The organism is Prevotella sp. P5-126, assembly GCF_002251185.1.
In the GTDB taxonomy this organism is placed as follows: domain Bacteria; phylum Bacteroidota; class Bacteroidia; order Bacteroidales; family Bacteroidaceae; genus Prevotella.
This window is the reverse complement of record NZ_NPIZ01000088.1, coordinates 60,159-74,318: the sequence shown is the minus strand read 5'-3', so window position 1 is coordinate 74,318 and position 14,160 is coordinate 60,159. Positions and strand designations below refer to the sequence as shown.

9 protein-coding genes are annotated in these 14,160 nt (G+C 41.4%); 5 read left to right on the top strand and 4 right to left on the bottom strand.

What is annotated here, in order from left to right; all coding sequences use genetic code 11:
* The 5 genes from CIK90_RS10295 to CIK90_RS10275 all read left to right on the top strand — a co-directional run.
* On the top strand, window positions 1–957 hold a 957-nt coding region (locus CIK90_RS10295; RefSeq protein WP_173849337.1), incomplete at its 5' end, for a 4Fe-4S binding protein.
* 33 nt (window positions 958–990) lie between these two features.
* Window positions 991–4,464 carry a hypothetical protein gene (locus tag CIK90_RS10290; RefSeq protein WP_094434346.1) on the top strand — a complete coding sequence of 1,158 codons (3,474 nt, stop codon included), beginning with the start codon at window positions 991–993 and terminating at the stop codon, window positions 4,462–4,464.
* A 6-nt stretch (window positions 4,465–4,470) separates the two neighbouring features.
* Window positions 4,471–6,888 carry a BREX-4 system phosphatase PglZ gene (pglZ, locus tag CIK90_RS10285; protein WP_094434344.1) on the top strand — a complete coding sequence of 806 codons (2,418 nt, stop codon included), beginning with the start codon at window positions 4,471–4,473 and terminating at the stop codon, window positions 6,886–6,888.
* Between the two features lie 2 nt (window positions 6,889–6,890).
* Window positions 6,891–8,369 carry a BREX system Lon protease-like protein BrxL gene (brxL, locus tag CIK90_RS10280; RefSeq protein WP_094434342.1) on the top strand — a complete coding sequence of 493 codons (1,479 nt, stop codon included), beginning with the start codon at window positions 6,891–6,893 and terminating at the stop codon, window positions 8,367–8,369.
* 358 nt (window positions 8,370–8,727) lie between these two features.
* Entirely contained in the window at window positions 8,728–9,261 is a 534-nt protein-coding gene (locus CIK90_RS10275) for a very short patch repair endonuclease (RefSeq protein ID WP_094434340.1), read from the top strand.
* Between the two features lie 612 nt (window positions 9,262–9,873).
* Here CIK90_RS10275 and CIK90_RS10270 read toward each other — a convergent pair.
* The 4 genes from CIK90_RS10270 to CIK90_RS10250 all read right to left on the bottom strand — a co-directional run bounded on the left by CIK90_RS10270 (window position 9,874) and on the right by CIK90_RS10250 (window position 14,034).
* Window positions 9,874–10,899, bottom strand: coding sequence for a virulence RhuM family protein (locus tag CIK90_RS10270; protein ID WP_094391695.1), 1,026 nt, complete (start codon window positions 10,897–10,899; stop codon window positions 9,874–9,876).
* 1,012 nt (window positions 10,900–11,911) lie between these two features.
* Complete coding sequence (locus CIK90_RS10260) at window positions 11,912–12,379, bottom strand: DUF6575 domain-containing protein (RefSeq protein WP_094465212.1); 468 nt, start codon at window positions 12,377–12,379, stop codon at window positions 11,912–11,914.
* The gene (locus CIK90_RS10255) at window positions 12,376–12,807 is read right to left on the bottom strand and encodes a hypothetical protein (protein WP_094391696.1); all 432 of its coding nucleotides are present in this window, start codon (window positions 12,805–12,807) and stop codon (window positions 12,376–12,378) included. The genes CIK90_RS10260 and CIK90_RS10255 overlap by 4 nt, the downstream gene beginning before the upstream one ends.
* A gap of 603 nt (window positions 12,808–13,410) precedes the next feature.
* Window positions 13,411–14,034 carry a TetR/AcrR family transcriptional regulator gene (locus CIK90_RS10250; RefSeq protein WP_094465210.1) on the bottom strand — a complete coding sequence of 208 codons (624 nt, stop codon included), beginning with the start codon at window positions 14,032–14,034 and terminating at the stop codon, window positions 13,411–13,413.
* Window positions 14,035–14,160 lie beyond the last annotated feature (126 nt).

The window sequence follows — 14,160 nt, the reverse complement described above, 5'->3', positions numbered from 1 at the left end:
AATAAGACAGCGTATTGCATAAACTGTGAGGCATGTGAGTTAGAATGCCCTACAGGTGCTCTTTCTGTTTATCCAAAAGTGAATATAGACAAAGACAAATGTGTACATTGCCTCAAATGCTTGGAATATCATAATGTCGGGTGTATTGTGGCAGATTCAATGATTAAGCCAACAACTATAAAATTATCGAATATGAAAATATCAAAATATGGAACGTTTGGTATCCATCAAGAATGGGTTGACCAATATCTAACAGATACAGATTCTTTTTGGGAAGATAATTTCCTTGGTGTAAAACAAGTGCCAAGTTTTAAGGCATGGCTGAAAGACGCAGAGATTATTGATGAAAAATCAAAACTTACACCATTTGGTGAATTATGCGTTGAAATAAACAGAGAGAACACAACTCTTTTGTGGGAACTTATTCATATCAATTTGGCTTATAATAGTCCTTTAATGGGTTGGTTTTCTTCTTCTGTCGGCTTTAATACAGAGATAGGGAGAAAAGATTTTGACAAACTTGCTCTCGAGTATTTCCAACAGACATTCAAGGAAACGACAATTACATATGCTGTACAAGCCTTGGTGCAAACATTTAAGTATTCTCCTATTGGTGAAGACTTAAGACAGTTTGTGAGTCAAGATACAAAAGGAACATCTTTCCAAAGGTTACCCTATAACGATTTGAGTCCTGAGGCTGTTGCTTATTCTTTATACAAATACGCAGAGCAGAAAGGGATTAAGATGCTTAGAGTTTCCGACTTGTATCGTTCCGAGGAGCTTTGTGGAGTATATCGGGAATTTGGTATTAGCAAGGGTGAATTACAAAAGAAATTAAGATTCTTGTCTTCTGAAAAGAACCGAGTGTTGGTTGCAGAGCTTACCATGGGGTTAGACCACATTACCCTTCGGGATGACTTGGACCAATTGGTAGTGCTCAAGTCTTTGCTTCAATAAAAAATGGATTAGCAACATAATATTCATATGCTTATGGCTACTAAGTACGACGATATCATAAAACTGCGTGGAGGCAAGGCTGCCTACGACATCGCAGAGGAAAAACAGGGTGAATGGATTTCGTTTATCCCTAACGAGCAATTCAATTCAGTATTGCGCACGGTCATCAAAAGTGTGCGCTGTAACGATATTGACTTTCACAAGAGTTTCTGGATAAATGGAACATACGGAACAGGTAAGAGCCATGCCGTGGCCGTTATTAGCCACTTGCTCGGTGACGATGTGGAGGACATAAGAAAGTGGGTGGACTACGAATATAAGGGAAAAAAGTTTGAGTCTATTCGCGATTCCATCTACAAACTTCGCGAAAGCAAGCGATTGCTAACGGTTAAGGTGTATGGTCTAGGTGCCATGACACACCCTGGTGACGTTGCCCTTGTGTTACAAAAGGCTGTTACAGAAACGCTCCGTAAGCACAAAATAGAGATTGTTGTACCTACGGATTACGAAAACTATATTGAACAAATCCGGCAGAACCCTGAAATCTGGAATCACTTGATTGACACGCATACTGCCCTTTCGTCAGTAGTGTCAGACTGCGAACAGCTGGTTGAGAACCTAAAGACTGGTGACCTTGGCATTTTCCACCGAGTGACCGATACTTTGCGAGAAGCCAGACTTGACATCCGCCTGAACAACGACAATATCAAGAATTGGCTCATTGAGGTTCAAGATCGTCTGGCAGAGCTTGGAACTTATAATGGCCTACTCATTGTTTGGGATGAGTTCACAGACGTAATGGCCGATGCTATCGGTATTCCTGTATTGAAGCAGTTGCAGGAAGTAGCACAAAAATTCATGAACATGGAGAACAATTCCTATATGTTCCTCATTTCCCATCCTTCGGCGTTCAACGGCATGGACGCAGAACAAATGAAACAAACCGACGGACGTTATCACCGCATGAAATATAACATGGAGTCGGTGTCGGCGTTCAAGATTATGTCACGCAAGTTTGAAATTATCGACGAAGAACGTCATCGCCAAATGCGAGAGCTGTTCTATTCGATGAACCCCCAATTACTCGACATATTCACCGCCACAAGCAATGACCAGCAGTCCACTCGGGATGACCTCTTCAACCTTTATCCATTGCATCCTGGTACTGCCAATCTCGCTACCCATTATGCCACGGTGGTAGGCTCATCAAGCCGAAGTGTATTCGAGTTTTTGGGACAGAATGATTCCATACGCGAGTTTCTTGACAGCGAGGATCGTTTTTTGAACCGCGACACCATCACGGCAGACTATCTGTGGGATTATGTACTGAAGGTGTTCCAAGACGATGTGACCAACTATGGAGCGGTGACAGAACGTTACAACTCTTACAAATTGCAGGTAGCAAATGAGGGGGATGCTTATTTTGCTGTGTTTAAAGGCATATTGTTGCTTAATGCTTTTAACAACATTTCGGGCGAAAACAACAACGGACTTGTGACTCCATCAGAAGACAACATCCACGCTCTCTTTGCAGGAACACGTTATGATGGTAAGATAGACACAGTACTGCAATGGTTTAATGAGCAAGGCATTATACAACGTGCGCCAGGCGGATTATACTCTGTACAGTTCTCTGCCCTGCCTTCTGGTGAGATAGAAGAAAAGAAGACCGAAATGCGCAATGTGCAGTATCGCTATACTGATCAGGTACTCAACTTCTCTGAAGCTGCCAGCACAGCTTTTGAAAAAAAGATGATGCAGAAGGTGATACGCCCATATGAATTCAAGTTCTTCTCCGATCATCAGAACGAAGCCGTACTCAGAAGTCAAATCAAGAATTCACGAAAGGATACAAAAACGAGTGCTCTGTTCTTTGCCCTGCTTATGGCACGAAATAACACAGAACTTGGAGTATTGCGTAGCTTTGCCGAGAAATGTGCTGAAGACGAGGATGACAAGGACTTGAAGAATATCGTTTTCTTAGTGTTTGACGAGGTACTTACTGATGCCAAATACGAGCAGTTTATAGAGTATCAAGCTAACTATGCTTGTGCCAGCAGCCATGGTTTCATTGACCAGCAGAATGTACATCGTGAACATGCTGTGTCGATGGTGAAGGAATGGATGGACAGCGTTCAGCGTGGCAATGCCATCGCCTATATCAATGGCGTAGAGAAACAACCTATCTCCGTAAAGCACCTGTCGAGTATCGTAAATGGCGTGATTGCTCCGATCATATACCCATATGGTCCTGACGCTTGTGAACTGTTGCGTCAAAAGGCGCCTTCCACATTCTGGCGTCAACAAAACTCAAAAGAGATTGTTCGCACCTTTATCTTTGCCACCTCAAAAGAAGAACTTACGACTATAACCGCACAGATGCGCCCAGTACAATATTTGGTGCAGGAATGCCTGGATGACAATATGGAGTGGAAGAACGATATACCAGAGAACGATCCGTTCAAAGTTGTATATGACAAGGTGCAGAACATTATCAAGTATGCAGACAAGAGTCTTCCTTTCAATTTTGATGAAAAGTTCTCTGTGCTTCAAAAGCCGCCATACGGACTTTATGGAAGTTTTGCACCTATGGCAATGATGGCATTTGCCTTGAAGCCTTGGGCCAACAAGATATTTGATATGCAGGGCAAGCCACGCGACAAGAATGCCTTGATTGACGATATCGTGTATCTATTCAAGGTCTGGGACGACAAAAAGTCGAATTCTAAGCTCAATTTCAAATTCCAGACACCAGAGGAGGGCAAGTTGTGCAAAGACCTCATTTCGCTCTTCAAACTCAACAGTAAAGATAACACATATTCCGACGTATCGAGTCTGAAGGATGCCCGATATGCCATCACGGCAGAATTCCTAGGTAAGAAGGGATATCCACTTTGGTCGGTAAAATACGCTTCCGAAGAGGCTTTCTCAAGTCTGCCAGTCATTATGAAAGTTAATGATGCTGAGCGAAAATTGATAGACAACATTGTGACTATCTGCATGGAACGTGACTTACGCAATCCTGCATTAGTGAAGGAAACAATAGATCTTATCTCAGAGTTGCGTATAGAGATGAAGAATATACTCAATGTAGATGCAGCCTTTTCTGACGGTTTCAAAAACTACTTGATGCAGCTTGACTACATCAACATACAGGAAAATGATGTTGATGAGGTGAAGCACTTCATCGAACAAAACCTTCAGTCAACGGTCGGATACTGGACTGAAGAGGAAGTGGAGAAGAAGGCTTTGCAGTGGAAATCTTCAAAGGCTCTACAGCAACCAGTAGATCCACAGACACCTCCTGCCCCACCAACATCACTTGTGGGAGAAGAATATCCACCAACGACTTACGTTCCCCCTGTCAATTTAGACATTATTGCAGAAAAGCGCAAGCAAGCAAAGAGCCATATAGCCAGCATCACCACCCTCGACGATGCCATCGCTTTACTCAACAAACTGTGTGATGAAGCAGGAGAATGGTTGTTGGACAAGATAAATAGTTAGAAACCGATGTACAAGGAATTCACTTCATTACAAGACCTTTATCAGGAGATAGATGTCGATAAAAATTGGACAGGTGCGGAGAGTTCTATTCGCAACCGCTACCCCATACGCTTTGTATTGTTTGAGAATTTTGGAGATTTCGGTGAGTTTGTTCAAGAGTGCCAAAACCATAACGTGTTTGTACAGAGTATAGAGAAGTGGATGAGAGACGGACAAGATGATAAGTTCATCACCTATTCCCAACTCGCAGCTATGTTTGAAGCTTATATCAAGAGTTTGCCAGCAAATGACTTCGTTATTGCGCCATTCTCTGAGATAACCCGCTTTTATGACAATGTACATTACGCCGAGTTTGACTCATTGTTGAAAACAATACGCCTTGTACAGTCACCAGAAGAATCTCAACGAACCCATCAGCGCATCTATGTACCACTCATAGGTATGCAGAGTAAGGTAAGCAAGTTTAAAGATGACCCAAACATTCACATTTGGGAATACCATTCAGGGATAGAGAGCGAAAACTATAGGTTGGTGTTGACATCTGGAACAACTTACGGAGTACAGGGATTGGAAAACAAGTTCAGTCTCTGCGAGAATATGCGACAGTGGATTTCACTTTGGAAGAATGTAGGAGCTAAGGTGAAACAACAAATCATCTGCTCATCGAAATGTATCTTTGACTCTGCCGGCAATGCACAGCCAGACAATGCCTTCGACTATACCCTTTGTCATAATGCTTTTGAATTCTTGAGCAAAGGTCTCGGTATAAATTTTGGAGAGCTGACTGCTGAGGAGGAAGATATGCCATTTTGGGAGCAGTTGGCTTCAAACATCGATATTGAGGACTTTGACTTCGAAACATTTGTCAACAAGCGGTTCAATACATCCAACCTGAATAACAGCATAGCTTTCGTTCAGACATGGTTCGAGTATATGGATGGCTTCTCACGTTGGTTGTTGAAAAGCTATTTCTTGTGGAATTCCACTACACCAACTTATCTGACGAGGGTGCTAAGAAACTGTAAGACACAAAGCACGTCAGACTTGTTTTCTCTGTTGGCTACTCAAGTGTTTGATGAACCACAGGACGAAGCAAGTCTCAAACTTCGCAGAATTTTACTAAAGGAAGCCCAAAAGTATAATGTGCAGATTACCCATCTGGCAGAGCAAAAGGTAAAGGCGAAACTGATGGCTATGGCTGCTGACCCCGAACGTGGATGTTATTATGCCATGAAATATATGACATCACTCACACTTTCAGAACAATACCTTATGACAGAATGGGTGGGACAAGGCAAGATAGACGTGAAAGACATTCAGACATTAATGCCTTCGCTTTATTCTTATCTTGCACCGCTGGGTATTCAATTGGGCAACTCCTTCACATGGATTAATGATTATTTCCGTGAATACACGCACTCGAAGATAGCCAATAAAGCCAACGACAGCTTACGGCAGATGTTGAAGGAACGCAATGCATCACAATCAACTTTCGAGGCCTGGAGAGATAGCTTCAAAACCGTGAAGACCATCCTGTATAATCGTCAAGACATAGACCTGTATTATTGGATTGACGGATTAGGTATAGACTGGATTCCGTTCATAACAAAAGTAATAGAAAAACATAGAGTAGATGGATTATATCTCAACGAGGTATATGTTGCTACAGCACAACTTCCGTCAGTAACTTCTGTCAACAAGTTGAAATTGGAAGAATTAACAGGCAATAAACTGGAAAAGATCGGAGATATAGATAAGTTCGCTCATACACAAAAGAGCTATCCTGCTTATATCATAGATGAGCTGCATCTTGTAGAAGAGGCCTTCACCCAAGTATTGTCGCAGTACAACGGTAAGAAGATCGCCTTTGTTTCTGACCATGGCATCAGTTATATGGCGCAATTTGGCAACGGTCTTAACCTTGCAGGTATAGACTCCGACCATTCAGGAAGATGTGCAGTATGGAAAAAGGGAAATCCAACTGTGGATGGTAATTATATGATTTTACAGGATGGAAAGAGCATCTGCGCTCTAAACCACAATTCCCTTGCCTCAAAAACACCAACGGGACAAGGAACACATGGAGGTGCTACGCCAGAAGAAGTATTGATACCAATCATTATTGTTTCAGGACAAAAAAATGCCAATGTATATTCGGCAAAACTACTAACATCAGATTTGATAGCATCAAGTCCTACTGTAAAATACAACATCAAAGGCTTGAGCAGTATAGATACGCCAAAAGTAATTTACAATGGTGTTGATTATCTGCTCCACAAGAAACAAGACGATATATACGAAAGTGAAAGACTGAATCTTGTAGGAACAGCTACAAGAATTACTCTCGTAATAGGAGATTTCAAACAGACAGACCAAATAGGCATCAATATGGGTGCCCAGGAGGATGATTTATTCGGATTTTAACTATGCAGACATCAACAATACAGAAAGTCAGGGAGCAATTTGCATCCATGGCCATATATAAGGATCCAGCGTCAACCAACAGTTTATTTGCTGGTCGCAATCTTCCCTCGTTTGTGAAGGACTTCATTCTAAAACGTTACATCAATATTGACGGTTCTGTAAATCGTTCAGAACTCACAGGTTTTCTTGACATGGTGATACCACAGAAACAAACAGAGGTGAAAGACCGCTTGGCTTCTGGGGAAGAGTTGACACTTCTCTCCCGATTCATCATTTATATTGACTTGGTAAAGGGTGTGCGCCGTTTTGGTATTCCAGACCTTGGCATCAAAATCAACGAGGGACAGATTCCTGAGTATGTGTACAAGAATCATCAGGGAGAATTGGTAGATGGCGAGAAATGGGGCATCATCAAACTGTCAGTCCTTCCAGATGAGGACGGAAAGAAAAATCATGTAGAAATGGTGGACTATAAGCCTTTCAAACCATATCGTTCTGTAGATATCGACTATCTGAGAGGAGCAAGAACTGCATTCTCTACGTCTGAATGGATAGACGTACTGCTGTCAGCAATGGAGTATGAGGCTGATGGGTTTGAGACTATGACACAGAAAGTGGAGTTTCTAAGTCGATTGCTCATTTTTGTAGAGCCACGGCTTAATGTCATAGAGCTGGCACCAAAAGGTACAGGTAAATCGTTTGTTTTTGGCAATCTTTCCAAGTATGGTTGGCTTGTTAGTGGTGGCAAAGTTACACGTGCAAAGTTGTTTTATGACAAAAACAAGCAACAGAACGGTATCATCAAAAACCATGACTTTACGGCATTTGATGAGATACAGACTATAATTTTTCAAGAACCAGCCGAGATACAGGCTGCTTTGAAATCATATTTGGAGAGTGGTAAAACTACCATTGACAACAACGAGTTTAGTTCAGAATGTGGTTTGATGATTATGGGCAATATTCCCCTCAACGAGCAACGACGTCCTTTGAACTATCGTTATTTTGACTCTCTACCACAATCATTCAGGGAGTCAGCTTTGCTTGATCGTTTCCATTGCTTTATAGAAGGTTGGAATTTGCCACGTATCAATAAAGGAATCATCTACAAGGGATGGACGCTGAATGTGGAATATTTTTCAGAAATACTACATTCGCTTCGCACGCAGAACATTTATGGTTTATTGTTTGATGAACTTGTGGCTTGCGATAAGAATGCTGACACACGCGACTTCAACGCTGTAAAACGTATTACAGTGGCTTATATGAAGTTGCTCTTTCCACATTGGACGCATGTAAGCGATGTCAATCTTGACGATTTTGATACCTATTGTCTGCAACCTGCTGTTCGCCGCCGTGGTATCATCAAGGAACAATGTCATTATATAGATGTAGAGTTCAAAACCGCAATGCCCCATTTCTGGTTGAAGGGAAATGAAAATGGGGATGTTAATGGCGTGGTAGAGAATACACTTTTTTAGAATGACACGGGGACAGATTCTTTGTCACGCCACGAGAATCTTTAACGTAAATCCCATACCAAAATGCGCTCGAATACCTCGCTTCTTGGGAAGGATTTAATTGGGGATCGCCTACGGCTCGAATTTTTGGAGTAGCGAAGACAGAGTGAGAGCGCGCTTTCACTATGCTGAGTCACGACAAAAATAACCTATGGTAAATCTTAACTAGAATCTTTACAAGAATCTTTAACTAGAATCCGTGTAGTCCGTGTGTTCCGTGGATAAAAAAATCTGTGATTTCCGTGATTCCTGTGCGACATTTCACAAAATACTGAAGGAATATAGAAAGTAATTTTGCATCGTAAGAGACTCATATCCTATGTCTGACCATTTGACTAAAGAACAACGGCACAAAAACATGGCGGCTATTCGTTCGAAGGACACGAAGCCGGAAATGATCGTGCGACATGGGCTGTGGAAACGGGGATTCAGATACAGGCTGAACTACAAAAGGCTGCCTGGGCATCCTGACTTGGTATTGAGGAAATACCGCACCTGCATCTTCGTGAATGGCTGCTTCTGGCATGGACATGACGTGGATATGATACAACCGGATAATTCTATGTGTTGTAAGATTCCTAAGACAAACCGCGACTTCTGGGTGGAGAAGATTCACAGGAACAAGGTGCGCGACAAGGAGGAGCAGCAGACGTTGGCTAAAATGGGATGGCATTGCATAACGGTATGGGAATGTGAACTGAAGCCGCAAAAGCGTGAAGTGACTCTTGACTCCATCGCTTTTACGCTCAACCATATCTGGTTGCAGGACCATGGTGCCAAAACACACTATTATCCTATACTGGAAGAAGAGGATACGGTATGTCCTATGGCGGCAGAAGAATCTCCCAAATGAATCAAGAATGCCAAACGGGGGTTGTTTTGTCCGTTTTTCCATGGCAAAAATACTAAATTTTGTCCGTTTTTCCAAGATTTAACACTTTTCTTCCCTGGAATGACTCATCGGATCATCGGATCATCGGATATTAGACGGATGTTTTTTTGGGTTGCGTGAGCGCAAGATGTTTTGGAGTAGCGAAGACAGAGTGAAAGCGCGCTTTCACTATGCTGAGTCACGACAAAACAAACCATAGGTAAATCTTTGGAGGAAATCTTTAATGAAATATGGCCTTTGGCCAGAAATAATCATCGGATCTTAGACGGATGTTAGACGGATGTTTTTTGGTTGCGTGAGCGCAAGAAATCTTTTGTGGAAATCTTTAATGAGATGTTGCTTCGCAAGAAATAATATATCATTCAAAATGGATAAAAACAAAATCTTTAACAAAAATCTCGACTGAAAATGCGCTCGAATACCTCGCTTCTGGGAAGGGTTTTATTTTGGATCGCATCAGAGATGCTCGAAATCTTAACAAAAATCTTGAGAATAATCTTTAACTAGAATCCGTGTGCTCCGTGTGTTCCGTGGATAAAATTTCCCGGAAACAGGGGGACACTTGATGGGACTTCACTTAATGTTGTCTTTTTCTCCCAACAACCTTTTCTGCTCACGCTCAAAGTTCTCCAAAAAGTGAATCTCTACAAGTGAGAGGTTGTTCTTGGTACGCTCCTTGAATTTGTCGTATTCCTGGTTGGCTTTCTCTTTGGCAAGTTTGGCGGAGATTTTGCCTGCATGGGTGAGAATGTCTTTTCGGGAGATACGGAGAAAGTCATCGAGAATGTTTATCCAGTCCTTCATATACATTGGGCGGTGTTCTTCGGCTTGCATTTCGGCGAAGTCAAGATACAGGCTCACGATGCGGTTCAAGGACTTGATTTCTTCGTGGGTGAGATAGTTCTTGGCTATTTCCGCTTCGGGCTTAGTCGGCATAGCTCCTGACCACGTTGTAAGTCCCATAAAGTCTTTCTCTGCATCGGCTCTCTCATATATTATTTCCGCCGCCGTGTGACCATGAATCGAATAGTGCATCTTGTTCTGTACTGTCTTGAAGAACTTTTGTGTCATTTCCACTCGTGGGTCATAGTCGATACTGAGGGCATAAATCTCCAATACCTTACGATAGAACACCTTCTCACTGGAGCGGATGTCACGTATTCTTGCAAGCAGCTCGTCAAAATAATTGCCACCTCCTGCTCTCTTCAACAGGTCATCGTTCATGGCGAAGCCTTTTACTATATACTCCTTCAGTACCTTGGTTGCCCATATACGAAACTGAACACCACGGTATGAATGTACACGATAACCTACGCTGATTATCATGTCGAGGTTGTAGAAAGCGACTTGGTGCTCCTGTACTTTTCCCTCAATAGCACCATGCTTAGTGGTTATTGCAAAAAATGCAACTACCTCTTTTTCGTCCAACTCCCCATCCTCCAATACATTTTTTATATGTCGTGAGATTGTGGACTTATTACGTTGAAACAACTCTGCCATCTGGTCGAGTGAGAGCCAGACAGTATCGTTTTGCAGCTTCACCTCTATCTGTGAATCGCCGTCAGGAGTTTGATATAATAAAAATTGGCCTTTATCCATATATACATTACTTTAACGTCTTGGTTAGGAGAAGAACTTGGTTTTGCTTCTTTACAGATCTTTCATTTCGACACCAAGCAGTTTTGCAATGGCATAAAACTAAGGTTAGGCTGAGCTTTATTACTAGTCCATCTTGACATAGTACACTCTGATACGCCTAATACTTGTGGTTGCCATTTCCCGGTCTTCTTCTTTTCGACAAGGACTAACTTGATGCGATTCAAGTCTTGCTCCATATAATATTTATTATCGTTTGATGCAAATTTATATAAATTCTTCAAAATTCCACCATTCCACACGTTAAATTAAGAAAAATAGCCCGATTTCGCCACTTTCTGATGCAAAAAATAATTTAGAATCATCGGAAATTTTTATTGTCGCACACGATGACACAGATTTTATTTGTGTTCCGCGGATTTCAGTTGCTTCGCAAGGATTCAATCATCATCGGAATTTAGACGGAATTTATACGGATGTTTTTGGGGTAGCCTGAAGGCTAGAAATCTTTGGGGGAAATCTTGTTTAAGATGTTGCCTACGGCAAGAAATATTTTAGGAAGATAACAATATTATTAAATAGATTTCTGGGCCGTTTAGGTCCTCAGATTTTTACCAAAGATTTCCTCTAAGATTTCTTGCCGACAGGCAACTAAAAATATAATCATTAACAAAAATCCTTGACCAAAATGCGCTCGAATACCTCGCTTCTGGGAAGGGGTTTATTTTGGATCGCCTACGGCTCGACATCTAAACTAGAATCTTGAACAAAATCTTTAACAAAAATGAAGTCTGAAGTCTGAAGTCTGAGGTCTGAAGTCTGATGGAGTGGTCTTTGTCATCTTAACGAAAATCTTAAAAATAATCTCTAACCTCTAACCTATAACCTTTAACCTTTAACCCATAACCTATAAACTCCGTGTTCCGTGTGCTCCGTGTGTTCCGTGGATAAAAAAATTTCCATGTAATCCGTGAAATTCGGGTGAACGGGTGACCATGTGTGACATTAAAAAGTATTATAGTACCGCAGCACAGACTTTGCGGAACCAATCGAGTTTTTTGCCACTCATTTCTGCTATGGATAAGTTTTCTTTGTTTACATCTTCAGGTTCAAATTCATAATAAGAATCTTCAGAGGGGAGATAATCCTCTGGAAAATCTTCTATGGAATGGGCTTGGAAATTGTGATGATGTCCTTCGTTATCTATATCAACAGTATATACTATGTCGTCTAATGGCGAACTTAAAATATTACGTAATGTCTGCTTTTTTTGGGTGTACTTCAGGATGGCGTCGTAATCGGTTCTGATGAACATCCAACGATTGTCTGCATCATCTTGGTCTATCCAATAGAAGAGATAGTTGTCACCATTGATAGTTACATAGTGTGACAACAATGGTCCATCAAAATATATAAGATCGGCCACTTTCTTGAACTTGTCGAAATTGCGATTCCTGATGCTTATACCTTTTATTGTTTTCATAATTTGTCCTCCTCTAATTTAAATGTTTTGGATAAGTCACATGATGGAAACTCAAATAGGTTATAATGTCCGTTACTGGCTGGGGGTGTGATGTTGCCATCGTTATTGGAAACAATTCCAGAAGAAATACTATCACCAATGGCTTTGTATATGTTTCTCATATTCTTAGCAAGTAAGTGATAGAACTTAATGGCTTTTTCCTTTTCGGTAAAGCAAGACAAAGCATATCCACCAACATCGACTTTTCTTTGTCCATTCATGATGGCACGCTGAGGCTTCATGATGTAGTTGGGTAAGTAGCTTTTGGACATATCTGAGCTGAAAACGAATCTGAATCCTTTCAAATCGTTTGGCTTTACAACTTCGGGCATCTTTACTCCTTGTTGTATCAATGCGTCTATTTCTGCTTGATACTTATATGTTCCCATCTGTCTGTGGTTTAAATCCGTTTGCAAAAATAAGCAATATTTCTCTTTTATGCAAGTTTTTAGGCTTTTTCTGCCAGAAATGGCTCACGGATCATCGGATCATCGGATTGTTTTCGTTAAGCCATGAGCAGAATAATGCTCGCTTTAATTATGCCATGGCGAGAAAACAAAGGCGTATGCCAATTTAAACGGATGTTAGACGGATGTTTTTTTGGGGTTGCGTGAGCGCAAGATGTTTTGGAGTAGCGAAGACAGAGTGAAAGCGCGCTTTCACTATGCTGAGTCACGACAAAACAAACCATAGGTAAATCTTTGGGGGAAATCTTTAATGAAATATGGCCTTTGGCCAGAAATAATAATCTTTAACAAAAATCCTTAACCAAAATGCACTCGAGTTCCTCGCTTTTGGGAAGGGTTTTATTATGGATCGCCTACGGCTCGACATCTAAACTAGAATCTTGAATAAAATCTTTAACAAAAATGAAGTCTGAGGGCTGAAGTCTGATGGAGTGGTCTTTGTCATCTTAACGAAAATCTTAAAAATAATCTCTAACCTCTAACCTCTAACCTCTAACCTCTAACCTATAAACTCCGTGTGCAAGGCTATTTCCAGGTTTCCGCTACCAGTTGCAGGCCTTTTTCTGTGCATACACCACGGAGGGGAACAAGGAAGAAATTGTAGTAGAGCTCGTCCATGGTATAGGTTGACAAGAGCTTGTTTTCGATGATGGCATCGGCGACGGAGTCATAAAGGATAAGAAAGAGATTGTAGTTGATGTCGGAACGGAAGAAACCTTGCTCAACACCTAAATGCATGAAATCTAATATCTCGGCGCCCTTCTGGGCCCTGACTTTCTGCATGTATTGCTCTATCTTAGGATAGCGATGGATGTCTTCGTAGAATGCAGGACAGATATTGCGGGAGGCGTTACTATTGACGCGATAGGCTTCCTTCAGTATCTCCATCACATTATGACCTTTGCTGGCATAGGATTGTATCTGGTCGTGACGCAGACGGTCGCGCTTGCTGATGCCTTCATACAATAAAGCCTCTTTGTCATCATATATTTCATATAAGGTGCGCTTGGATATGGACAAGGCTGTTGCTATGTCGTCCATCTTAACCGCCTTTACACCTTTTTTCTCAAACGCAGCCATGGCTGTTTCCAGTATCTTATCCCTTAATCCTATACGATAATCAGTCAAATCTCTTGTTATTTCCTGCATAAGTAACCATTTTGCCCACAAAGTTACTAAAAAGATTAAAAAGGTTGATGTTTTTTCGCGTATTTTCGCTCATTTTTTGTAATTTTGTGCTGTTTTTAATGGAACAAACGTAAAGCTACTTATATT